General features: G+C 61.5%; 21 protein-coding genes. 9 read left to right on the top strand and 12 right to left on the bottom strand.

Going from position 1 to position 23,590, the window contains the following annotated elements; genetic code table 11:
- The 3 genes from ACOYXI_RS08930 to ACOYXI_RS08940 are packed head-to-tail and all read left to right on the top strand — an operon-like array spanning position 1 to position 2,696.
- Positions 1 to 1,185: a GNAT family N-acetyltransferase gene (locus ACOYXI_RS08930; RefSeq protein WP_461674749.1), complete on the top strand. Its 1,185-nt coding sequence runs from the start codon at positions 1 to 3 to the stop codon at positions 1,183 to 1,185.
- The gene (locus ACOYXI_RS08935; RefSeq protein WP_461674750.1) at positions 1,157 to 1,948 is read left to right on the top strand and encodes a ChbG/HpnK family deacetylase; all 792 of its coding nucleotides are present in this window, start codon (positions 1,157 to 1,159) and stop codon (positions 1,946 to 1,948) included. Before ACOYXI_RS08930 ends, ACOYXI_RS08935 begins: the two co-directional genes overlap by 29 nt.
- 55 nt (positions 1,949 to 2,003) lie before the next feature.
- A complete protein-coding gene (locus ACOYXI_RS08940; RefSeq protein ID WP_461674751.1) occupies positions 2,004 to 2,696 on the top strand; it encodes a GNAT family N-acetyltransferase in 693 nt (230 codons plus the stop codon).
- Between the two features lie 135 nt (positions 2,697 to 2,831).
- Here ACOYXI_RS08940 and ACOYXI_RS08945 read toward each other — a convergent pair whose 3' ends face one another.
- Together ACOYXI_RS08945 and ACOYXI_RS08950 are read right to left on the bottom strand one after the other, a co-directional pair.
- Positions 2,832 to 3,638: a class I SAM-dependent methyltransferase gene (locus ACOYXI_RS08945; protein WP_461674752.1), complete on the bottom strand. Its 807-nt coding sequence runs from the start codon at positions 3,636 to 3,638 to the stop codon at positions 2,832 to 2,834.
- Positions 3,639 to 4,037: 399 nt separating this feature from the next.
- Positions 4,038 to 4,925, bottom strand: a complete 888-nt coding sequence (locus ACOYXI_RS08950; protein WP_095136678.1) for a LysR family transcriptional regulator — start codon at positions 4,923 to 4,925, stop codon at positions 4,038 to 4,040.
- A 129-nt stretch (positions 4,926 to 5,054) separates the two neighbouring features.
- On the opposite strand from ACOYXI_RS08950, the gene ACOYXI_RS08955 reads away from it, so the two are divergent.
- Positions 5,055 to 6,071: an alpha/beta hydrolase gene (locus ACOYXI_RS08955; RefSeq protein ID WP_461674753.1), complete on the top strand. Its 1,017-nt coding sequence runs from the start codon at positions 5,055 to 5,057 to the stop codon at positions 6,069 to 6,071.
- A 207-nt stretch (positions 6,072 to 6,278) separates the two neighbouring features.
- On the top strand, positions 6,279 to 7,706 hold the full coding sequence (locus ACOYXI_RS08960; protein ID WP_027611592.1) for a mechanosensitive ion channel family protein: 1,428 nt from the start codon (positions 6,279 to 6,281) through the stop codon (positions 7,704 to 7,706).
- Between the two features lie 301 nt (positions 7,707 to 8,007).
- On the opposite strand, the gene ycaC is transcribed toward ACOYXI_RS08960, so the two are convergent.
- The 5 genes from ycaC to ACOYXI_RS08985 all read right to left on the bottom strand — a co-directional run bounded on the left by ycaC (position 8,008) and on the right by ACOYXI_RS08985 (position 12,742).
- Positions 8,008 to 8,631, bottom strand: coding sequence for an isochorismate family cysteine hydrolase YcaC (ycaC, locus tag ACOYXI_RS08965; RefSeq protein ID WP_007961287.1), 624 nt, complete (start codon positions 8,629 to 8,631; stop codon positions 8,008 to 8,010).
- Positions 8,632 to 8,699: 68 nt separating this feature from the next.
- Entirely contained in the window at positions 8,700 to 10,538 is a 1,839-nt protein-coding gene (locus ACOYXI_RS08970; RefSeq protein ID WP_150369093.1) for an amidohydrolase, read from the bottom strand.
- Positions 10,539 to 10,568: 30 nt separating this feature from the next.
- Complete coding sequence (locus tag ACOYXI_RS08975; RefSeq protein WP_098964596.1) at positions 10,569 to 11,195, bottom strand: antibiotic biosynthesis monooxygenase; 627 nt, start codon at positions 11,193 to 11,195, stop codon at positions 10,569 to 10,571.
- Positions 11,188 to 11,604 carry a DoxX family protein gene (locus ACOYXI_RS08980; protein WP_098964597.1) on the bottom strand — a complete coding sequence of 139 codons (417 nt, stop codon included), beginning with the start codon at positions 11,602 to 11,604 and terminating at the stop codon, positions 11,188 to 11,190. The genes ACOYXI_RS08975 and ACOYXI_RS08980 overlap by 8 nt, the downstream gene beginning before the upstream one ends.
- Positions 11,605 to 11,818: 214 nt before the next feature.
- Positions 11,819 to 12,742, bottom strand: a complete 924-nt coding sequence (locus ACOYXI_RS08985) for a LysR family transcriptional regulator (RefSeq protein WP_045122544.1) — start codon at positions 12,740 to 12,742, stop codon at positions 11,819 to 11,821.
- Positions 12,743 to 13,050: 308 nt separating this feature from the next.
- Between ACOYXI_RS08985 and ACOYXI_RS08990 the strand changes: the two genes are divergently transcribed.
- Positions 13,051 to 13,506, top strand: a complete 456-nt coding sequence (locus ACOYXI_RS08990) for a helix-turn-helix domain-containing protein (RefSeq protein ID WP_134786794.1) — start codon at positions 13,051 to 13,053, stop codon at positions 13,504 to 13,506.
- A 34-nt stretch (positions 13,507 to 13,540) separates the two neighbouring features.
- Here ACOYXI_RS08990 and ACOYXI_RS08995 read toward each other — a convergent pair whose 3' ends face one another.
- The gene (locus tag ACOYXI_RS08995) at positions 13,541 to 14,110 is read right to left on the bottom strand and encodes a flavodoxin family protein (protein ID WP_027611586.1); all 570 of its coding nucleotides are present in this window, start codon (positions 14,108 to 14,110) and stop codon (positions 13,541 to 13,543) included.
- 355 nt (positions 14,111 to 14,465) lie between these two features.
- Here ACOYXI_RS08995 and ACOYXI_RS09000 point away from each other — a divergent pair, with 355 nt between their 5' ends.
- Complete coding sequence (locus ACOYXI_RS09000) at positions 14,466 to 17,273, top strand: ATP-binding protein (protein ID WP_461674754.1); 2,808 nt, start codon at positions 14,466 to 14,468, stop codon at positions 17,271 to 17,273.
- Here the strand turns inward: ACOYXI_RS09000 and ACOYXI_RS09005 are convergent.
- Together ACOYXI_RS09005 and ACOYXI_RS09010 are read right to left on the bottom strand one after the other, a co-directional pair.
- Positions 17,238 to 18,707 carry an ATP-binding protein gene (locus ACOYXI_RS09005; protein WP_461674755.1) on the bottom strand — a complete coding sequence of 490 codons (1,470 nt, stop codon included), beginning with the start codon at positions 18,705 to 18,707 and terminating at the stop codon, positions 17,238 to 17,240. The two genes, ACOYXI_RS09000 and ACOYXI_RS09005, sit on opposite strands and share 36 nt — an antisense overlap.
- Before the next feature lie 90 nt (positions 18,708 to 18,797).
- Complete coding sequence (locus tag ACOYXI_RS09010; protein WP_134786797.1) at positions 18,798 to 19,748, bottom strand: GlxA family transcriptional regulator; 951 nt, start codon at positions 19,746 to 19,748, stop codon at positions 18,798 to 18,800.
- A 220-nt stretch (positions 19,749 to 19,968) separates the two neighbouring features.
- Between ACOYXI_RS09010 and ACOYXI_RS09015 the strand changes: the two genes are divergently transcribed.
- A complete protein-coding gene (locus ACOYXI_RS09015) occupies positions 19,969 to 20,691 on the top strand; it encodes a pirin family protein (RefSeq protein ID WP_095136690.1) in 723 nt (240 codons plus the stop codon).
- 52 nt (positions 20,692 to 20,743) lie between these two features.
- On the opposite strand, the gene ACOYXI_RS09020 is transcribed toward ACOYXI_RS09015, so the two are convergent.
- Positions 20,744 to 21,232: a hypothetical protein gene (locus ACOYXI_RS09020; RefSeq protein WP_227698838.1), complete on the bottom strand. Its 489-nt coding sequence runs from the start codon at positions 21,230 to 21,232 to the stop codon at positions 20,744 to 20,746.
- Between the two features lie 171 nt (positions 21,233 to 21,403).
- A complete protein-coding gene (locus ACOYXI_RS09025) occupies positions 21,404 to 22,279 on the bottom strand; it encodes a LysR family transcriptional regulator (protein WP_461674756.1) in 876 nt (291 codons plus the stop codon).
- Between the two features lie 111 nt (positions 22,280 to 22,390).
- Between ACOYXI_RS09025 and ACOYXI_RS09030 the strand changes: the two genes are divergently transcribed.
- Entirely contained in the window at positions 22,391 to 23,581 is a 1,191-nt protein-coding gene (locus ACOYXI_RS09030) for a YbfB/YjiJ family MFS transporter (protein WP_461674757.1), read from the top strand.
- Positions 23,582 to 23,590: the final 9 nt, after the last annotated feature.

Raw genomic sequence — 23,590 nt, forward strand, 5'->3', positions numbered from 1 at the left:
ATGACGGCGCGATTCGAATGGCGCACTTCACTGTGCGCCGCCGACTTCCCGGCAGCCGCCTATGAAGCGCTGCGCCTGCAGGTGACGGATCACACGCCGTTCAACCACCTGGGCTGGTTGTGCGCGGCGGAGCAGGCACTGGGCGCGGGTGAGCGCCTGCACATCCTGCTCGGTTGGGAAGCGGACGAATTGCGCCTGTGCCTGCCGCTGGTAGCGGGCCGTGAGCGCTTTGCCGGCGTGCCGTTTCGTGTACTGCACCACTTGGGCTATCCGCTGGCGGACCGGCTGGCGCTGCTGTCATTGCTCAAGGGCGAAGACATGCGCGAAGCCTTGCACCTGATCCGCCGACAGCTGCCGCACGCCCTGCTGCAACTCAACGAATTGTCCGAGCCGGCGGGTGACGAAAGCGCCCTGACCGAATGGATGGCCCACAGTTCTGCGGGCGAACGCCGCCTCAGTTGCCGGGTGCCGGTGCATCTGATCAGCGACGCGGATCACCAAGAGGTCTCCGGCGACCCGCGCTACAAGCTGCGACGGGCGCGCAAACGAATTGTCGCGTGTGGCGCCCAGGTGCGGCGCATCTGCCCCGACGCGCTGAGCATGGGTCCCCTGTTGCGGGCGATCAGCGAAGTCGAAGCGGTGAGCTGGAAAGGTGACGAAGGCGTGGGGATTTTCGCCAGCGAACGCAGTCGGCAATGGATCGAACGCGCCTTCACTGCCCTCGCCGGCCAGGGCCTGGTGCGGGTGGTGACGCTGGAACTCAACGGGCGTTGCATCAGCTATCGCCTCGGCTTGCTGGAGCAGGGCCGACTCTACGATTACAACCTCGCGTTCCTGCCGCAATACGCCGATCTGGGCAGCGGCCGGGTGCTGCTGGAGGAATGGATTCGCTGGGGGCTGGACGAGCATTGGCGCTGGATCGATGCCTCGCGGGTCAGTCTGGAAAACTCCAGCCACCAACTGCACGAACGCATGACCGGACAACTGGAACACTGGCGCTGGAGTTTCTATTCCTGGCGCCCCAGCGGGATGTTGCTGGGGCTGGGATTGCGGCTCTGGCAGCGCTTGAAACCGACGGTGCAGCAATGGCGCGCGCGACGTGCGGCCAGACCGGCATCGGCGCCCACACCTGTCGTCATCACCACGGAGGGCGATCATGCCTCGCCAAGTCATAGTCAACGCTGACGATTTCGGGTTGAGCCCGAACGAAAACGCGACGATCTTCGCCGCGTTTCAGGCCGGGGTCATCAGCTCGGCCACGGCCATGGCCAACATGCCGGCGTTCGAAGCAGCCTGCGCGATGGCCCGGCATCCGTCGCTGCAAGGTCGGGTCGGGTTGCATTTCAACCTGACCTACGGGCGGCCGCTGAGTACCTCAATCCTGCGCAGTCGCACATTCTGCGATAGCCACGGCGTATTCGACCTGAGCCTGCCACGGCACAGCCTGTGGCTCGGACGTGAGGATCGCGACGCGGTGCGTGAAGAGTTGCAGGCGCAGTGGCAGCGCTGTGTCGAACACGGCGTACGGCCGAGCCATATCGACTCGCATCAGCACGTGCACAACATCTGGCCGATCGGCGAAATCGTCGCGCGCTTTGCTGCCCATCAAGGCGTGCCGATTCGCCTGGCGCGCAACCTGGGGCAGAACCTCAGTCTGCCGAAACGCATATTCAAAGGTTTGCTCAACTGGCGCTTGCAGAGTCTGGCCGGAGCCACGGCGGACTATGTGTGCACGCCGGTGGATCTGCGTAACGACCCCGCGCCGAGCGACGGCGTGCTGGAAGTCGTTGCCCACCCGAATCAGCTTGGCAGCGATTTCGGTGATGCCTACCTCAATCCCGGAGAATCCCTGAGCCACGTGCTGGAGCAGCGGCTGCCGGGTGTGCCACGGGTGTCCTATGCCGATCTGCACAAGGATTTTTTACGCGGTGCCGCGGCACTCGATTGATTCATCCCCACAACAGCAACATCCACCACACCGGGCTTCGGCCACGGAGGGCAACATGAACGTCATCGGAAAACTGCGTGACCGGATTCGTCAAAAAGGCTTTCGTAACTTCTTCGCCAGTCTGTGGAAGCGCTACGTGTTCTTCCACTGGGAACTGCTGTGGATGGAGCGCGATCTGGTGACCCCGGTGCCGCCACACAAGCTGCGGCCATACGAGGGAGTGCGCAAAGTCGATATCACACCGCACAACACCGGGGCGTTCGCCAAGCATTTCGGTGACCGCGTGGAAACCATGGCCGAACTCGCCGCCGAAGGCCACACCGGGCACATGTACCTCGATGCCGACGGCCACGCGGTGGCATTCATCTGGGGCAGCATTCGCAACTACCACGACCGCCACTATTACGGCTGCTGGTTCCCGGTCAAACCCGGCGAGTTCTTCGAATTCGGCGGCGAAATGGCCCGGCCTTACTTCGGCACCAGCCTGTCGGTGGACGTGCAAGTCGCCCTCTGGGAAGCCATGGCCGCCCAAGGCTGTCATACCGTCGTGGACACCTGCGAAACGCGCAACATTCCGGCAATGAAACTGCACATCCGCATGGGCTACCACGAACAAGGGCGTATCACCCACGTTTACGGCCTGTTCGGCCGCTGGCGCTTCTACCGCGAAAGCCGCTACGACGGCTCACGCCTGGACCCCCTGCGTAAACCGGCGCGGCCGGCGGTGAGTGCGGCGGCGCAGGCTTGATTCGGTTGTAAAAGGCATGGCGGCCATTCGGCCGCCATCGCGAGCATGCTCGCTCCTACAGTGGATTTGTGTACGACACCGATCACGTGTAGGAGTAAGCCTGCTCACGATGAGGCCAGATGGAGCAACAAATTCTCAGGTTTTGCGAGCGACCAAGGTGAAGCACAACGGCATCTGCGCCTCGCGATTCAGATACTGGTCATACACCTCCTCTCGATTCGAGTGCGCATACTCCTTGAAGTGCGCGATGTTCAGGCCGGCCGCGATGGCACCGCTGAAGATCGCGCCGAGGGTGTGCACGAACCAGTATGACTTGGCAGCCTGCTGTTCGACCTTGCCGACGTAGACGATCGGTTCTTCCTGCACGAATGGCTCGGCGCGGAAGTAGGAGCTGGCGAGGCGGTACGGGTCTTCGGCGTCGGGGTCGACCATTTCCAGAAACGGATGGGTTTCGTAGATCACCAGTTTGCCGCCCGGCTTCAGGGTCAACGCCACGTGGCGAAAGAACTCGCCGATGTCGGGCATCCAGTTCAGCACGCCGATGGTGATCAGCGCCACGTCGAAGCGGCTGTGCAGCGCGGCCGGCAGGTGATGGATATCGCTTTCGATGAATTCGGCATTGTACGGCGAGCGCTGATTCAGCTCGCGGGCCTGTTCGAGAAACGCCTCCGATTGATCGACGCCGACCACACTGCGCGCGCCGAGGGCAAACAGCGACAGGCTTTCGCGGCCGTTGTTGCAACCGAGTTGAATCAGCGCTTTGCCATCGACGCCGACCTGTTCCAGCACGCCACGCAAGGTGTCGTCGAGGCAAGAAAAATCAGCCTTTGACACCTCGTTCAACAGCGCTTGCCATTCCGCCGACTCACGGTGATGACGAGCAGAATCGTTCCACGCCTGTCGATTGCTGTCGATGGCGGTTTTATTGTTGGGCACTTCCATGGCGCACTCCGGGCGATGCTCGTGATTGAGCGGACCCGAGTCTAGAACAGCCCGATCAGTACGGTTGTTGCGACTTTGTAAGCCACACCGCCGTTCCACTGTGGGAGCGAGCTTGCTCGCGAAGGCGTCGGCCCAGCCAACATCTTCATTGCCTGAACCACCGCTTTCGCGAGCAAGCCCGCTCCCACAGGGGTAATGCGGCGGCTTCGTAGAGATTTTTGCGACCGGACCTCATCGCTGCAAAAAGCTCCCACAAGATTTCAGATAGAACGCAAGATTTGCACACGTCACAAAACCTGTGGGAGCGGGCTTGCTCGCGAAGACGTCGGTCCGGCCAACATCTTCATCGACTGACACGACCTCTTCGCGAGCAAGCCCGCTCCCACACTTTTGGCGTGGTCACATCTGGTTGAGGCGTTCGCGCAGGAATTCGACCAGCGCCTGCACCGGGCGCGAAGCCTGGCGGTGTTGCGGGTACACCGCCGACAGGGTCAGCGGTTCGGGGCGGTAGTCGTCGAGCACTGGCAGCAGTCGCCCGTCCTTCAGCGCCGCGCCGACGATGAACGTCGGCAGATAAGTAATCCCCATCCCCTGCACCGCCGCGTCCCTCAGCAGCTCGCCATTGTTCACCCGCATGCGTCCGGTGACATTGACCAGCAGCGGCTTGCCCTGCCCCGCGTTGAAGCGCCATTGCACCGAACGACCGTGGCCGTACGGCAGGCAGTCGTGGCTGTGCAGGTCTTCGGGATTGAGCGGCGTGCCGCGTTCGGCCAGATATGCCGGGCTGGCGCAGTACACCCGTTCGATGGCGGCGATGCGCCGCGCAATCAACGTCGAGTCTTCCAGCACACCAATGCGCAGCGCCAGGTCATAACCTTCGCCAAGCAGGTCCACCGGGCGGTCGCTCAAATCCACCTCCACGGTGACATCGCGATAGCGCTGCAGGAACAGCGGCAGCAGACACCCCAGATGCGCGACGGCAAACGACAGCGGCGCACTGACGCGAATGGTCCCGCGCGGCTCGGCGGTCTGCCCGGCGATGCCCTGCTCGACCTGTTCCACTTCGCCCAGCAGACGCAGCGCCGATTCGTAGTAGCTCTGGCCCAGTGGCGTGACGTCGAGGCGTCGGGTGGAACGATTCAACAGCCGCACACCGAGGCGCTCTTCAAGCTGCATCAAACGGCGGCTGACGAACTGCTTGGACAGGCCCAACTGATCGGCCGCAGCAGTGAAACTGCCGGAGTCCATGACCTGGCAAAAAATACGCATGTCTTCGAACGGGTTCATTGTCACTCTCTGGTAGACAGTCAAACGCTTTATAGCCGCTTTTTCACTTTTCGACAGCTCATTAATCTGTGCTCACGGTTTGAAAACAGCCCGACACAACACCAATAACTTTCGAAAATGGAATTGAGCATGAACATCAAAAAGACCCTGACCGCATCCCTCCTCGCCCTGTCCATCGGTAACGCATTCGCCGCCGGCAGCCCGGGTGTCGAACACACCACCCAAGCGTTCCTCGAAGCCCTCGCCGCCGGCGGCGGCAAACCGCTGGAGCAACTCAGCCCGAAGGATGCCCGTGCAGTGCTGACCGGCGCTCAGGCCTCGGTAAAGGTTGACCTGTCCGGAGTTGAAGTCAGTGACAAGGCAATCAAGGTCGATGGCCAGACGATCAACCTCAAAGTGGTGCGTCCGGCCAAGGTCAAAGGCGAATTGCCGGTGTTCATGTTCTTCCACGGCGGCGGTTGGGTGTTGGGTGATTACCCGACGCACCAACGCTTGATTCGCGATCTGGTGGTCGGTTCTGGAGCGGTCGCGGTGTACGTCGATTACACGCCGTCGCCGGAAGCGCAGTACCCGACAGCGATCAACCAGGCCTACGCGGCGACCCAATGGGTGGCAGAGCATGGCAAGGACATTGGCGTCGACGGCAAGCGTCTGGCGGTGGCCGGCAACAGCGTCGGCGGCAACATGGCCGCGGTCGTGGCGCTGATGGCCAAAGAAAAGCAGAGCCCGGCCCTGCGCTTCCAGCTGCTGATGTGGCCGGTGACCAACGCGCAGTTCGACGACGGCTCGTACCAGCAATTCGCCGAGGGTCATTTCCTCACCAAGGGCATGATGCAATGGTTCTGGGACAACTACACCACCAACCCGGCCGAGCGTGCGCAGATCCACGCCTCGCCGCTGAACGCCAGCAGCGACCAGCTCAAGGGCCTGCCCGCCGCGCTGGTGCAGACCGCCGAGTTCGACGTGTTGCGGGATGAAGGCGAAGGCTATGCGCGGCATCTGGATGCGGCCGGTGTGCCGGTGACGTCGGTGCGTTACAACGGGATGATTCATGACTTTGGCTTGCTCAACCCACTGAGCCAGATTCCCGAAGTGAAAGCGGCCGTGCGCCAGGCCGCGGCTGAGCTGAAAACACATCTGAACTGAGCCCCCCTCACTCGCCACACCTGACGGTGTGGCGAGTTTTTTGTCTGCAGGAACCCTTGTGGTGAGGGGATTCATCCCCGATGGGTTGCGAAGCGACCCCGCCGCTAACCAGAAAAGCAGGGGACTGCTGCGCAGTCCATCGGGGATGAATCCCCTCACCACAAAAGCCTCTTCTACACCAACGTTCATGCAGTTCCGGAGATCGCCATGTCCATCCTCCTCACTCACCCACTGTCCTGGAGCGCCGCCCTGCTGCTGCTCGATGCGCTGCTCTGGCACCTCGCGCCGTTTCAGCATCGGGCACCGAGAGTCGGCATTCGCCTGGCGCTGTTTCTGGCGTTCAGCGCACTGATCATCAACGCCGAGATCAGCCCGTTGCAGGCGCCGCTGTTCGCCGATGACCGGGTGATGCAATTGGGCGCAACGGCGTTGGGGATTGTCTGGTGGCTGTACGCCGCGCGGGTGCTCACCGAGGTGATCGGTCTGGCACTGATGCGGCGCATCGGCCACAGCGGTCGGCTGTTGCAGGACGTGATCGGTGCGCTGGTGTTTCTGGCGGCGATCGTCGCGGCCGCCGGCTATGTGCTGGAACTGCCAGTCAAGGGCTTGCTGGCGACCTCCGGCGTAGTGGCAATCGTCGTTGGTCTGGCGTTGCAAAGCACCTTGAGCGACGTGTTCTCGGGAATCGTGCTCAACACCACCAAGCCTTATCAGGTCGACGATTTCGTGGTGATCGACGGTGTCGAGGGCAAGGTCATCGACATCGACTGGCGCGCCACGCATCTGTTGACCAGCAGCGGCACGCTGGCCGTGGTGCCGAACTCGGTGGCGGCCAAGGCGAAGATCGTCAATCTCAGTCGCCCGACCAACCTGCACGGGGTGTCGATCAGCATCAAGGTGCCGAATCACATTCGCCCGCGGCGGGTGCTCGACGCCCTCGACCGCACGCTGCAGGGCAGCAGCAGTCTGCTGCTCAATCCGCCGCCCAAAGCCGTGTTGAAAGAGGCCGGCGAGGAGATGTCGGAGTATGTCGCCAGCGGTTTCATCAGTGAACTGAGCAAGAAAGGCGAAGTGCGCAATCAACTGTTCGACCTCGCCCATCGACATCTCGAAGCCGCAGGAATTTCCCGCCATCCCGATGGCGTGATCGAGCCCTCGACCCGCGCCCGGGCGTTGCTCGATGAAGTGAAAGTTTTCCGCTCGCTGAGCCATGAGGAACGTGATCGCCTCGCCGAATCGATGGTCGCGCAGCAATACGCGGCCGGTCAGGTGGTGCTGGGGCTGGATGAAGTGCCCGACAGTCTGTTTGTCATCGCCACTGGTGTGGTCAGTGCGACCGTGCCCGACGGCAACGGCCAGACCGAGGCTGGACGCATGGGGCCGAGTGAGGTCATGGGCGAACAGAGCATCCTCGCCGATACCCCGTCGCAAGCCACGTTCACCGCGCTGACGTCGAGCATCATCTATCGCCTCGACAAAGCGCTGACCCGCCAATGCATGGAGCAGCGCAGCGAAGTCGGCCAGGCGCTGAACAAATTGCAGGCGGTGCGACAGCAGAACAGTCGGCTGGCGTTGATGGCCAAACCGGTGGCGGTGCGCAAGGGTGGTTTTTTGGGTTGGCTGCAAAAGCGCTGATGCGAGAGCAAGATCAAGAGCCCCCCTCACCCCAACCCTCTCCCCCAAGGGGGCGAGGGGGAAAGGGAGCCGATCTCCGTGTACTTCAATTTCGGAGATCGGCTCGGTATTGCAGGTCGGCGTATCGCGAACAAACCCCTCGGTCAGTCCCCTCTCCCCCAAACGAGGGGAAAGGGAGCCGATCTCCGTGTACTTCAATTTCGGAGATCGGCTCGGTATTGCAGGTCGGCGTATCGCGAACAAACCCCTCGGTCAGTCCCCTCTCCCTCTGGGAGAGGGCTAGGGTGAGGGGCTTCAGGCATCACTTGGCCGTGAACTTGGTGTAGCTGTTGATCAGGTTGCGATAGTTCGGCAGGCGTTCGGACAGCAGATGCGCCAGGCCTTCCATGTCGTTGCGCCAGTCACCTTGCAGCTCGCACGCTACCGAGAACCAGTTCAGCAGGTGTGCACCGGCGGCCGACATGCGCGCCCACGCGGCTTGTTGCACGGTGGTGTTGAAGGTGCCGGAAGAATCGGTGACCACGAACACTTCGAAACCTTCAGCAATGGCCGACAGGGTCGGGAATGCTACGCAAACGTCCGTCACCACACCGGCGATGATCAGTTGCTTGCGGCCGGTGGCCTTGATCGCCTTGACGAAATCTTCGTTGTCCCAGGCATTGATCTGGCCAGGGCGCTGAATGAACGGTGCATCGGGGAATTGCTCGCGCAGCTCAGGCACGATCGGGCCGTTCGGGCCGGCGTCGAAGCTGGTGGTGAGGATGGTCGGCAGCTTGAAGAACTTGGCGATGTCGCCCAGTGCCAGCACGTTGTTCTTGAACTCGTTGGGGGTGAAATCCTGTACCAGCGAGATCAGACCGGTCTGGTGGTCGACCAGCAGCACGACCGCATCATCTTTGTTCAGACGCTTGTAGGGAACGCTCATGGGAAACTCCTCGGTGGATGGTTGTTGCGTGAGGCGCCGACCGGATGGCCGGCGCTTTTTTGTAGTGATCAGAAAGCGAAACAGGAACAGCCGAACGCGCCCCAGAAACCGGCGAAGTCGCTGACCGGTGCGTTCGACAGTCGGGCTTTTTCATGGCTGTGCGCGTGCACTGCGCAAGCACCGACGCACTGGTGCACTTGCGCCTGCAAAGGCGAGTTCGGGCGCCAGTGGCCCGGCACCTTGACCACCGGCGACCAGTCCGGCAGCACGGGGATCGAGCGTGGGCCGAGGTCTTCGAAATCGCCGGCGGCGTAAACGATCTTGCCGCCGACCACGGTCAATACCGACTCGATCCACTTGATCGCTTCTTCTTCGACGTGGAAGAAGTCCGCGCTCAGCGCCGCCAGATCCGCCAGTTGCCCGACCTTGATCTGGCCCTTCTTGCCCTGTTCCGACGAGAACCAGGCGCTGCCGTGGGTGAACAGTTCCAGTGCGGTAGTGCGCGGCAGACCTTCTTCGTACAAGGCCAGACCGCCGACGGTGCGACCGCTGACCATCCAGTACAGAGATGTCCACGGGTTGTAGCTGGAAACCCGCGTGGCATCGGTGCCGGCGCCGACCGGTATGCCTTCGGCGAGCATGCGTTTGATCGGCGGCGTGGCTTCGGCGGCTTTCGCGCCGTAACGGTCAACGAAGTATTCGCCCTGGAACGCCATGCGATCCTGAATCGCGATGCCGCCGCCCAGCGCCCGCACCCGCTCGATGTTCTGCGGTGTGATGGTTTCGGCGTGGTCGAAGAACCACGGCAAGCCATTGAACGGAATGTCGCGATTGACCTTCTCGAACACGTCGAGCATGCGGCTGATCGACTCGTTGTACGTGGCGTGCAAGCGGAACGGCCAGCGCTGCTCGACCAGATGGCGCACCACCGGTTCCAGCTCCTGTTCCATGGTCTGCGGCAGGTCCGGACGCGGTTCGAGGAAGTCTTCGAAGTCGGCGGCGGAGAACACCAGCATCTCGCCGGCACCGTTGTGCCGCAGGTAATCGTCGCCTTGGTGCAACTTGACGCTGCCGGTCCAGTTCTGGAAATCAGTCAGCTCTTCTTTGGGCTTCTGGGTGAACAGGTTGTAGGCGATGCGCACGGTCAACTGATCATCCTTGGCCAGTTGCTCGATCACCTGATAGTCATCTGGATAGTTCTGGAAACCACCGCCGGCATCGATCGCGCTGGTCAGGCCGAGGCGATTGAGTTCGCGCATGAACTGCCGGGTCGAGTTGACCTGATAGTCCAGCGGCAGCTTCGGCCCCTTGGCCAGCGTCGAGTACAGAATCATCGCGTTGGGTTTTGCCACCAGCATCCCGGTCGGATTGCCGTTGGCATCACGGACGATCTCGCCGCCCGGTGGGTTCGGTGTGTCGCGGGTGTAACCGGCGACGCGCAGTGCGGCGCGGTTGAGCAGCGCGCGGTCGTACAGGTGCAGGACGAACACCGGGGTGTCTGGCGCGGCCTGATTGAGCTCTTCAAGAGTCGGCATGCGTTTTTCGGCGAACTGGAATTCGTTCCAGCCACCGACCACGCGCACCCATTGCGGGGTCGGCGTACGGTCGGCCTGCTCCTTGAGCATGCGCAACGCATCGGCCAGCGACGGTACGCCTTCCCAACGCAATTCGAGGTTGTAGTTGAGGCCGCCACGGATCAGGTGCAAGTGCGAGTCGTTGAGGCCGGGGATCACGCAGCGTCCGTGCATGTCGATCACTTGCGTGGCCGAACCACGCAGGGCCATGGCCTGGGTGTCGTTACCGACGACCACAAAGCGCCCGTCCTTGATCGCCACCGCACTGGCCAGCGGCTTGCTGCGGTCTACGGTATGAAATTGGCCATTGAACAGAATCAGATCGGCGTTCATCGCAGTTCCTTTCGAGTAGATGAATGGGTGTCAGCGTGACGGCTGTTTCGCCGGTTCGACGTGAGCATGGGCCTGACCGGCTTCCAGCCACGGCGCGAACAACCGGGTTACGCGGGGCATGAACACGTACACCACCGACAGGACGATGGTCAGGGTGATCAGGAATGTGGCGACCACGTAGTTGGAAAGCAGCGGATGCAGCTTGAGCAGCGGCCCCCAGATCAGTGGCACCAGCAGCGTGTGCGGCAGGATCACCAGCAGGGTGATGACCGCTTGCTTCCAGCGCGGCGGCGGCTTTGCGGCATCGGCCAGCGGCGCGAACCAGAATTCGTTGACCGGCGCGACTTCGGTCTGGTCGCCATCAGCGAGCATCGGCGCCGCCTCATCCACCAGCGCCTGGCGCTGCGGCGACTCCAGCCACAGCTGCATGGCCTCGGTGGAGCAGAAGCGCAGGACGCAGGTGTAGGTGTCGAGACCGGCCAGTTTGCCGCGCACCACGTCGACCCCGAGGTGACCGTCGCGCTGCCCGGCGACCCGGACGATGTTGCGCAACCATGCTTCGTAAGGCTGTTCAAACCCGGCCTTGACCCGGTGCTTGACGATCAGGGTCACGGTTTCACCGACCCCCGGTGCTTTTGGACTCAGGGTTTCAGGCATAACGCAGCACTCCGGGCAGACGAACATTGAGCGCCAGGCGTCCCGGCCCGGCGATAAACACAGTGGCGAACAGGATCAACAGCAACCAGCCGAATTGCCCCTCGGCCACACTCCATTGCGGATGCACGACCAGCAGCGCCACCAGCAGAACAAAAAGAATAGGCAAGCAGGCCAATCGCGCCAGCACCCCGGCGACGATCAGTAGCGGACAGAGGACTTCAGCGAAAATCGCCAGGCAGAGTGTGAGGTGCGCGCCGAGGTGGAACGGGTCTTCGATCTGCTGCAATTGCGCGTTGAAGTCCAGCAGCTTGGGCAAACCGTGGACCCACAGCAGGAACAGCCCGCCGCTGACCCGCAGAAACAGCAGACCGACATCCTGTGCCTGTTCATCGTGTTGTGATGCGCTCATGACCCTACCCTTTAATCCTTATCGGGTTGAATCATGCTCGGTGCGGGCGAGGGAAAATTGAATGGATGTGCTCTCTTTCAGGCGAGTCGGATTCCTGTGCGAGCGAGCCTGGTGCGGGCGGCGATCCGACAGTGGCGTCCGGTCAGCCAGCATCATTGTTGAATGACACACCGCTTTCGCGAGCAAGCCCGCTCCCACAGGGAAATTTGGCGCGTCAGGAATGCGGGATATCCAGCGGCGCCGCCATGAACTGGCTGATCCGCGAACGCAGCCAGCGCTCGGCCGGGTCGTTATCGTGCACCCCGCTCCAGGCCATCGACAGCTGTGCGGCGTCGATCGGGAACGGTGGATCTTCAGCGCGCAGGTTGCAGCCTTCGACAAGTGCGCAGGCGGCGTAATCAGGGACGGTAGCAATCATTTCAGTGCCGGCGAGCAACGCGCGCAAACCGCTGAACTGCGGCACACCGAGCACCACGCGCCGCCGCCGGCCGAGCTTGGCCAGGTCCAGGTCAATGTTGCCGCTCAGGTCGCCGGAGAACGACACCATTGCGTGCGGGCGCTCGCAGTATTCGTCCAGCGTCAGCGGCCCCGGGCGATCATCGCCGCGTAGCACTTTGCAGGGAATGTCGCGCAGTTTCTTGCGCTTGGCGTTGGCCGGCAGATCGGTGGTGTAACTGACGCCGACCGAGATTTCCCCGGACGCCAGCAGCGCCGGCATCAACAGATAATTGGCACGGCGCACCACCACGACAATCCCCGGGGCTTCCTGCTGAAGCTGTCGCAGCAGCGGCGGAAACAGACCGAACTCGGCGTCGTCCGACAGGCCGATGCGGAACACGTCGCAACTGCTCGCCGGGTCGAATTCCTTGGCCCGGCTGACCGCGCCGGAGATCACATCCATCGCCGGTTGCAGCTCCTGCAGAATCGCCAGCGCGCGGGCGGTCGGCTCCATGCTGCGACCGTTGCGCAGCAGCAACGGATCATCGAACAAGTCGCGCAAACGCCCCAGCGCCGCACTGACCGCCGGTTGGCCCATGAACAGTTTTTCAGCGACGCGGGTCAGGTTCTTTTCGAACATCAGCGCTTCGAAAATCACCAGCAGGTTCATGTCGACGCGACGCAGATCGTTACGGTTCATGGGCTCGTGTTCCTTGCTTGAGAAGTCGTGTTCAGTCGGGTGCGGTAGCGCCGTACTTTACTTGATCAACGGTACGTTGGCCGCGCGTTTGTATGGGCCGTATTCCATCGACACCCATTGGAAATGTTTGTCGAGGGCAGCGACTTGCAGCGATGTGCTGAGTTCAACGTTTTACGGCGCAATTAACAACGTTTAACTCGTCAGTCTTCCGGCCCCGTCCAACAATGAAACCCTCTGCGAAACATTGTTTTTTTGACCAGAGGGAAACGTGCCGAGCGTGCGTTGCCCCCCCGACACGGACATTGGCCATGGCTCACTTACAACAAACAGTCGCCCTCGCCCCCTCCAGCGAATTCCGCACACCGCGCATCGGCGGCCTCAGTCCGCAACGCGAACGGCGGGCCAAACAGTTGATCCTCGATCGCCTGGGTGAAAGCCTGGAAGTCACCGAGCTGGCAGAGGCCTGTTCGTTGTCACGCAGTCATTTTTCCCGGGCGTTCAAATGCAGTACCGGACTCTCGCCACAGGACTGGATCCGCACCCAGCGCATCGCTCGCGCCAAGCAGTTGATCCGGCTCACCCACTTGAGCCTGACGCAGATCAGCCTGGAATGTGGCTTCTGTGATCAGGCGCACTTCTGCCATATCTTCACCCGCAGCGAAGGGATCAGCCCTTTCGCCTGGCGGTGTCGTGAGGTGCCGGGCATGAAGCCCGAAAGACCGCAACCAGCGGCCGCGCCTGTCGGCATACGCCTGGCGGTCTAGACGCTGCCGCGCGCCAAGCTCATTTCCCTGCGCTTCATTGCTGCCTCAAACGCTGCGCCACTTGCGCCACCCGCTCGCCCAGGTGTGCCGCCGTACGCCGGTCTTCGAGCGGCGGCGCCTGCTCGGGGGGCTGTTCGACATTGGATTGGGACATGGCCCCGAGCGCGCTGCCCAGACGATTCAACTGTCCATCGAAGCAGCCCGCCACCGAGCGCGCCGGGAGCAGGTCGAGCCCCACCCAGATCATCGAATGCTGCGCGGCGAACACCGCCATTTGCAGCAATGTATTGAGCTTGTCGCCGCACAGGCTTCCGGAATTGGTGAACCCGGCGGCAACCTTGTTGCGCCACGGTTTCGCCAGATAGAACGCCGCGCTGGCCTCCATGAAATGCTTGAAACCCGCCGACGCGCTGCCCATGTAAGTCGGCGCACCGAAAATGATCGCGTCGGCGCGGTGCAACTCATCCCAATAGAACTCGACTTCTTCTACCGCCACCAACCGACAGGTACTGCCCAAGTGCCGTTCGACGCCCTGCGCCACGGCTTCTGCCATGACGCGAGTGTGGCCATAGCCGCTGTGATAGACCACCACCACGTTGCTCATTGCGCCGTCCTCCGCTCGGGTGCACTCCATTGCAGCCATCAGGTCCTGGCCTGAGGCCAGGCTTGATTCAGCGGATTTTTGGGGTTGAAGCGAACACAGACGAGTTAATCGTTGTTAATTGTCCGCGAGACAAAGCGCTGGTCTGAACATTGCAGCGGGCAAAAATGCCGATCGCAGCATCACTTTCGAGCATTGCCGGCAATCTGCACGTTGCACTGATGCCAGAACCTGCGGAATATGTCCGCAAAACTGCGGATTAGAAGGCTTGCGTGCCGCTGACGCTGATCCGCGCTGCCCTTCACGGAGGCTTCACACGCCGTGGGCAGGATTATAAAAATTTCGCAGGAGTGAGCTGTTGAGTCTTCCCCCGAATCAGGCCCTCGGTTTCGGCCCCTATCGGATTCAGCCCGGCAAACGGCTGCTGCTTGAAGGCGAGCAGCCGTTACGCCTGGGCCGACGTGCCATGGATATTCTGCTGATCCTGCTGGCGCATGCCGGCGATGTCGTGAGCAAGCAGCAACTGATTGCCGGCGTGTGGCCGGACAGCGTCGTCGAAGACATCAATCTGCGGGTGCACATGGCGGCGTTGCGCAAAGCCCTGGGCGATGGTCAGGGCGGGCAGAGATACATCGTCACGGTGGCGCAGCGCGGCTACAGCTTTGTCGCACCGATCAGGCTGCAATCGATCGAACAGCACACCTGCGCAGAGACCGGCACCCGGCATAACCTGCCACTGCGCCGCACGCGAATGATCGGCCGCCAGCCGCTGGTCGACAGCCTGATCAGACAGTTGCCACGCCAGCGCTGCATCACGCTGGTCGGCCCCGGCGGCATCGGCAAAACCACCGTGGCCCTGCGCGTTGCCGAGCAGATGATCGGCCACTATCGGGACGGTATCCGGCTGCTGGATCTGTCGCCGATCAACGACGCACGAATGATCTGCTCGCACCTGGCGGCCCTGCTGGATGTGGTGCCGCATGACAACGATCCGCTGACCCACCTCGTCAATGCGCTGCGCGAGCGCCAGATGCTGCTGGTGATCGACAATTGCGAACACCTGATCGACGCCATGGCACTGCTCAGCGAGAGCATTTTGCGCGGTGCGCCGCAGGTTCACATTCTGGCCACCAGCCGCGAGAGCCTGCGTGCCGAAGGCGAGTATGTGCAACGTCTCGAATCCCTCGATTACCCGCCGCCGATTGCCGTGCTTGATCGTGCGCAGGCGTTGAGTTTTTCGGCACTGCAACTGTTTGCCGAACGCGCCCTGGCCGCGCACGAGGGCTTCGAATTGAGCGACGCCGAGTTGCCCGATGCGCTTGAAATCTGTCGGCGTCTGGACGGCATTCCGCTGGCGCTGGAGCTGGCGGCGGCGCAGGTTGGAGAACTCGGCCTGCAGGGTTTGCTCAGCCAGCTGCAAGGGCGTCTGCCGGTATCGGCTGCCGGCAATCAGAGCAGCGTGGAGCGCCACCAGACGCTGCGTGCCACGCTGGACTGGAGCTTCAACCTGCTCACCGATTGCGAACAGACCTGCCTGCGCCGGCTCGGCGTGTTTCGGGGTGGCTTCACGCTGGAGTCCGCCGCTGCGGTGATCGGTGGACAGCAGATCCAGCCCGGCGAGGTGTTCGGTTCGATCACCCAACTGGTCGCCAAATCGTTGCTCAACGTCGAAGTCGGTGACGAGGAAGTGTTCTATCGGTTGCTCGACACCACGCGCAGGTATGCCCTGGAAAAACTCGAGCAAGACGCCGAACTCGCCGAAACCCGCGAACGCCACGCTGAACGTTGTCTGGCGCTGATGTATCAGGCGCAGACCGATTGGGAAACGACCTCAACCGCCCTGTGGATCGAACGCTACGCACGCGGTCTGGAAGACCTGCGCGCGGCGCTCGACTGGAGCCTGAACGGTGCAGGCCCCAATGATGTGGGGATTTATCTGGCCGCGACCTCGGCGCCCCTGTGGCAAGAGTTGTCGCTGCTCAAGGAATACGGCGGTTACGTGCGTCAGGCGCTGGCCCTGCTGGAAAACGCTGCCGAACCTTGCCCTCGGGTGAAGATCGCGCTGAAACTGGCGCTCGGCAGCGCCTGCTACCACACCTGGGGTGGCACCCCGGAAACCATCGCCGCATTCGTCGATGCCCATGCGCTGGCGCAAGCGTACGACGACGTGGCTGGCCAACTGCGTGCGGTGTCCGGGCACATGGCGGTCAACCTCAGCTGTGGCCACTATCGGTCGGCGCTGGAACAGAGCGAACAGTTTGATCGGCTCGGCCTGCACGGCGACCCGCAGTTGTCGCTGAGTACACATCGCCTGCGGGTGTTGGCGCTGCATTACGCCGGCGACCAGCAGCAGGCACGCCTGCATGCCGAGCAAGTAATTCAGCGCATGGCGCAAAACGGCAACCCCAACCGCTTCACCCATGGCTTCGGCGTGCAGTACGACCAGAGCGTCGCCTCGCTGACGGTGCTGGCCCGGGTGTTGTGGCTGCAAGGTTTCCCTGAACAGGCCTGGCGCACGGCCAGGCAGGCACTGGACATCGCCGTGCAAATCAACCACGGCACCTCGATCTGCTACACCCTGGCGCTGGCCAGTTGCCTGATTGCTCATTACAACGGTGACCCGCAAAACGCCCGTGCTTTGCTGCAGCTGTTGCTGGAGCAGGCGCAGAAGCATTCCGTATTGCTGTTCTATCGCTGGGCACGGCAATACGCGCAGGTCCTCGACGCCGATGCCGCCGTGCCGATAGCGACCGATGACAGCGGTCTGATCAGGGAGATCATGGTCACCCTGGACAGCAGTTTTGTTGATGACGCGTTGCTTGAGCGGGCACACAGCGGAGCAGCAGGCTGGAGCACGGCGGAGATTCTGCGGGCTCGGGCCGATCAGATGTTGATTGAAGATTCGGCTTGCCCCGACAGCAACACCCGGCAAGCCGAAAAGGTCTTGCTCCAGGCACTGTCGATCGCGCAAACCCAGGGCGCGCTGGCCTGGGAACTGCGCAGCGCCACTTCGCTGGCGCAGTTGTGGCAACGGCAGAACCGCTGCCGCGAAGCGCTGGAATTATTGAGCCCGATCTATCAACGCTTCACCGAGGGCTACGCCACCCCGGACCTGCGCAAGGTGCGCTGGTTACTCGACGAGTTGGGCCGCCAACTGCGAGCCTGAGACCCAACGACTGCGGCTGACGAAGCGCGCATGCCGACGCTCGTACTCGTTGGGTTCACCGCTGCGTTCCAGTTGTTCGCGGGCGTAACGACGGGTGGTGTTGAGCATGCGATAGCGCAACCCGGCACTGCCCCGCTCCACCGCCAGCAAAGACTTCTGCGCCAACCGATCAATCATCAGGGCCAACGTCGACGGGGGTAATTGCGCGCAACTGATGACACCCATCGCCGCATCAATGGCAAACGCCGTTTTGAAGACCGACAGGCGTTGCAGCACCCGCTGTTCCTGCTCACTCAGGTGCTGATAGCTCCAGTCCAGCGCGGCTTTCAGGGTTTGATGGCGTGGCACGGCAGTACGCCGACCATGGCTGAGCAGCTGTAAACAATTGTCGAGTTGAGACTGCAAGCCGACCAACGCCAGCGCATCAATGTGCGCCGCCGCCAGTTCAATCGCCAGTGGCAGCCCATCGAGCCGCCGACAGATGTCGCGCACAGCATTGAGATCCTGTTCACGCAGGGTAAAACCCTGCTGCCGGGCTCGGGCACGACTGACAAACAATTGCACGGCCGAATAGCTCATGGTCTCTTCGACACTGCCCAACGCTGAGGACTTGGGAATGGCCAGTGGCGGCAGGGTTTGCACGGTCTCTAGACTGGCCTGCAATGCTTCGCGACTGGTCGCAAGAATCGACAACCGTGGCGCGGCCGCCAGTAAACGTTCAACCAGAACCTTGCAGGCTTCACGCAGATGCTCGCAGTTATCCAGCACCAGCAAGCTGTGACGCGCTGCCAGCGTGACGAGATCGGTTTCAAGGGTGTGCAACAGATAATCGAGCAGTGGCGTGGTGTCGTTGACTACCGCCAGGTCCACCAGCCAGACCCCGTCGCGAAAATGCTGTAACAGCAACTCTGCAGCACGCAACGCCACCGTGGTTTTGCCGACACCCGCAGGCCCCGTCACGGTCATCAATCGGCACAGTGGCAATTGCCGCACCATCGAGCCCACCACTGAATCGCGACCGGTCACCGGCGTCAGCCGCACAGGCAAGTTGTGTTGTGGCGCTTGCAGGTGTTCCAGGGCCACGTGCTCGAAATTGTCGCCGTGCACCGGAGCAACGAAGCTGTAGCCACATTGCGGCACATTGACGATGTAGCGCTGGCCGTTCTCACCGTCACCGAGCGCCCGGCGCAGGGCGGCAATGTGGACGCGAAGATTGATCTCTTCGACCACCGAAGTGGGCCAGACCCGTGCAATCAACTCTTCCTTTCTGACCACTCGGCCTGCACGCTCGACCAGCACCTGCAGAATGTCCAGCGCCCGCCCGCCCATGCGCAGTTGCCGATCCCCGTCGAGGATCAGCCGTTGGCGCAAATGAAAGGCGTAAGGGCCGAAATACAGGACTGACGCCGAGTGCAAATCGTTGAGGCTGTTCATGCCAACTATCTTGGCAGCCTGCGATGACGGCACAACCTTCACACAGGGCGCAGCACGGACATCCGGGTGCGCACAACGGACAGAACCGCTCTAGCTGAACTGTTCGCGGTATTGCACAGGGGTAAGGCCAAGTTTTTCCGCGAACAACAGACGCATGTGCCGAACACTGCCAAAACCACTCTTGTAGGCCACGGTTTTCAAAGGCAGGTCAGTGGTTTCCAAAAGATTTCGTGCGCAGTCGATACGCGCACTTTGCAGGAACTCCATCGGCGTCATATTGATGTCGCGGACAAACGTCCGCGCGAAGTGCCGTGCACTCATGTTGGCCAATCCTGCCATGCGCTCGACACTGAACACTTCGTCGAGATGGTCCAGGACGTAATTCTGTACTCGGGTGATCGGTGTTTCCTGAGGCGCCACCGCCGCCATCAAGGGGCTGAACTGCGCCTGTCCGCCTTGACGTTTCATCACCACCAGCAGCACTTTGGCGACGTCCTGGGCCAACTTCTTGCCGTGATCCTGCGCCACCAGCGCCAGCGCCAGGTCGATGCCGGCCGTGACCCCGCCAGAGGTGATCAGATTGCGATCCTCAATGAAAATCTGGTCGGTGGCGACGCTCGCCTTTGGAAATGCCTTGATCAGGCGTTCGGTGTAGTTCCAATGAGTGGTCACCCGATAGCCGTCGAGCAACCCGGCATGGCCGAGCACGAAGGCACCGGTGCAGATCGAACCATATCGCTCGGCACAGGGCACCGCCGCTTTCAGCCAGGCCAGCAACGCCGGGTGTTTTTCGTTGTAAGCCCCCGGCCCTCCTGGCACCAGCAGCAAGTCGTAGCGCTCAAGGGCTTGTTCGATATGCCGGTCGGTGTGTACCAGCACACCGTTGGACGCACGCAACGGCCCGCGCTCGGTGCCAAGGGTCGTCAGCTGATAGTGCGACTCCGGTTTCAAATAGCGATTGGCCACCGAAAACACTTCCAGCGGCCCGGCCATGTCGAGCAGCAGAAAGTCGGGGAACAACACCATGGCCACGGTTTTCATGGGGTACACATCACTGATAATGAAAAATGGACGGACAAGACTGGCTGAGCATTATGGCCAACTGCGACACAATCGTCGGAAAAAAATACGTGATCAAGCGCACACAACTGTCAACCAGAAAGGGACAGTATTTCAATTTCCATCTACTTATTACCCCGAAGAGTAAACAGTAACCTTCTCCTCACTCGGACGAATTCACGTCCCCCCAGGAGATTTCATCATGCTGACTCTTCGCAAAGCCTCCGATCGTGGCCTCGCCAATCATGGCTGGTTGAAGTCGTTCCACACCTTTTCCTTTGCCAGCTACCGCGACCCGCGTGAACAGGGTTTTTCCGACCTGCTGGTGATCAACGATGACCGCGTTGCCGCCGGCAAAGGTTTCGGCCAGCACCCGCATCGCGACATGGAGATCTTTTCCTACGTGCTCGAAGGTGCGCTGGAACATAAAGACACGTTGGGCACCGGCTCGGTGATCCGCCCTGGCGACGTACAACTGATGAGCGCCGGCAGCGGCGTGGCGCACAGCGAGTTCAACCATTCGGCCACCAAGCCCGTGCACTTTTTGCAAATCTGGATTGTGCCGGAGATCAGCGGCGCCAAACCGCGCTATCAACAGGAGCACTTCAGTGCGCAAAAAAAACGTGGTCGCCTGCAACTGATCATCTCGCCGGACGGCAGCGATGGTTCGCTGACAGTACGCCAGGATGCTCGGGTTTACGCCGGGTTGTTCGACGGCAAGGAAAGCGCCACCCTGAAACTGTCGGCCAACCGTTACGCCTACGTACATGTGGCTCGCGGCAGTGTTGAACTCAATGGCCAGTTGCTGCAGGAAGGTGATGGCGTGCGGGTTCGTGAGGAACAGGCGTTGACCCTGAGCAATGGCGTGGATGCCGAAGTCCTGGTGTTTGACCTGCGTCCGCAAGAGCTGCCGCAAATGCCATGAGGCATGGGTTTTCAAAGCCAACAAAAACGGCCTTCGATTGAAGGCCGTTTTTTTATTTTGGCAACACCGATGATGGCAACTCGGCAGGCTTGGCAGCACCGACATCTTTGCCCGCCTGAACCGCCGCCAAGGTTGTTTGTATCGCTGCATACAGGTTGGCCTGACTGGCGAAATAGCCACCCACGACGATGCTGACCACACCAAACAGATGCACAGCCGTTGCCATCCAGACGTTGGCATTGACGGTACCCGCTTTTTTGAGCGCCTCTCTGGACTCGATGGCAATGCCTTGAATCATCGAGTCGTAGCGTTTATCCCGTTCGACCTGAATGCGCTCATTCGCCTTGTCTCGCTCTGCCTGGGAGCAAAGGAACTCTCGGATATCTGCATGCACTCGCTCTACCCGAGCATCCATCCTTGCCTCGATGGTCTCGATCCTGGCGTTGAATTCTTCACGGCTGATAGCGTTCATGGCTTGTGTGTTACGACCTTTGCTCAATGTGTCGAAGCTTTGATATTGCTCGAATTCCCTGGCTTTCAATCCGATCCCCTTCCCTGGGTTAGCGATACCTTCTCTGGCGCACCGATTTCCTGGCGCTGCGAGTTGCATCAACCTTAGGACTGGCGCTCCAAGCCCACAAGCCGGCAGATTCTGCTGCGGATGTAGGGCGTTTCATCAGACGCTGTAGCTTGTCCAAAACGCTTTGAGCCGTCACTCATTCTCCAGTGCAAACGCCTCGACAATCTGCTCAATCACCGCCCTGACCCGTGCGGTGTGGCGCAAGTCCGCGTGGGTCACCAGCCAGACCTCATACGGTTGTGGGCGATTGCGCTCCGGCCAAAGCCTGATCAGGCCATCGCGCTCGCCCATGTACAGCGGAATTTCTCCTACGCCCAGGCCAGCCGCAATCGAGCGGCGTACCAACAGACTTGAACTCAGGCTGGCGACAATCCGCCCGCGATGCAGCGGTTCGCAAACCAGCGTCATGTCCCTGTGCGTCTGCAAATACGGTTGGTAGACCACCAGATCATGGCCTTCGAACGCGGTACCCTGCGGCGGGATGCCATGGGCGTCGATATACGCCTGTGATGCGAACAATCCCACGGGCCAGCGCGCAATCCGCCGCGCGATCAGATCGGGATTGTCAGGCCGGGTATTGCGCACAGCGATGTCGGCCTCGCGCTTGGCCAGGCTGAGGATCTGCGTGGAGGCGTCGAGTTGCACACGCACGTCCGGGTGCTGCGCGTGCAGGCGGCTAATGGCCGGGATCAGGAAGTCGATGGCCAGCGAGTCGGTGGTGCTGACGCGTACGGTGCCGGTCAGACGATCATCCAGGCCCTGAATCTGCCGCTCAAGTTCCAGCGCCGACTGCTCCATTTTCTCCACGCTTTTGAGCGCGGCTTCGCCGACTGCGGTCAACGCGTAGCCGTCGGAGGTGCGCAGGAACAAGGTCGCGCTCAGGGACTTTTCCAGCGCCGTGATCCGTCGCCCGACAGTCGCCTGATCCACCCCCAAAACCCGCGCTGCGCCGCGTAAGGTCGACTCTCTGCATACTGCGAGAAATACCCGCGCATCATCCCAGTTCATGCTGCCCCCAACCGATGCGAATTTGCATCACTATAAAGCCAAATCGCTGCATTACCGCAGCAAAGATAGCCGATATCCTGAGCGCCATAGACCTTCCTCAGGAATGCTGTCATGCGTACATCCACCTCAGCGTTACCGATTTTCTCGGGACTCTGCGCCAGCCTGGTCGGCATTGGTCTGGCGCGTTTTGCCTACACACCGCTTATTCCCTCGCTGATTCAGGCGCAGTGGTTTTCTGCCAACGACGTGGTCTACCTCGGCGCAGCCAATCTGGTCGGCTATCTGATCGGCGCCCTGCTCGGCCGGCTGATAGCGCGGCAACTGGGCAATAAAAACGCCCTGCGACTGATGATGCTGCTGGTCACCGCAGCGTTTTTTGCCTGTGCATTTCCATTGTCGGTGAGCTGGTTCTTTGGCTGGCGGTTGTTGTCGGGGATTACCGGCGGCGCAATTATGGTGCTGGTGGCGGCGACTGTTCTGCCCCACGTGCCGGCATCCCGCAAAGGGCTGGCCAGCGGTGCGATTTTTCTCGGTATCGGCCTGGGCATCGCCGCCTCCGGAACCCTTGTCCCGCCCTTGTTGAATATGGGCCTGCCCGCCACCTGGTTGGGACTGGGCGGATTGTCGTTGTTGCTGACCGCGATCAGCTGGTTTGGCTGGCCTGCTGATCTACCGCACCCGACCGCCATTCACGCAGGCGCGACGGTTGAGCCAACGCCCTCCGCCGTCTATTTGCTGTTCGGCCAATACGCATTCATGGCCGCAGGTCTGGTGCCGGCCATGGTGTTTCTGGTGGATTACGTGGCTCGCGGGCTCGGTGCCGGGGCGCAGATTGGTGCACTGGTTTGGGTGATGTATGGCCTGGGCGCAATTGTCGGCCCGGTAAGTTACGGCTTTCTCGCGGACCGGCTTGGCGCGCGGATGGGCATCCGGCTGGTATTGGTGGTGCAGGCGATTGCGCTGGGACTGCTGGCGGTTTCCCACTCTTTCATCGCGTTAGCCGTGCTGGCAGTGATCATCGGTTCATTCCCGCCCGGCATCGTCCCGCTGGCCTTGGCCCGCGTGCATGAGCTGGTGCCGGATCACCATCGCCAGCAAATCGCCTGGAGCCGCGCCACCGTATCGTTTGCCACGTTTCAGGCGCTGGCCGGATTTGCCTATTCGGCGCTGTTCAATGCCACGGGCGGTCAGCACGCAATGCTCTTCGTGATCGCCGCAGGGGCGATTGCCGTGGCGATCCTGTTAGAGCACGCCCTGAAATGGCTGCCCTCAGTGACTGAACCACGCGTCTGTGAAAATTGAAGGGAATCA

Source organism: Pseudomonas sp. G3-19, from assembly GCF_054855875.1.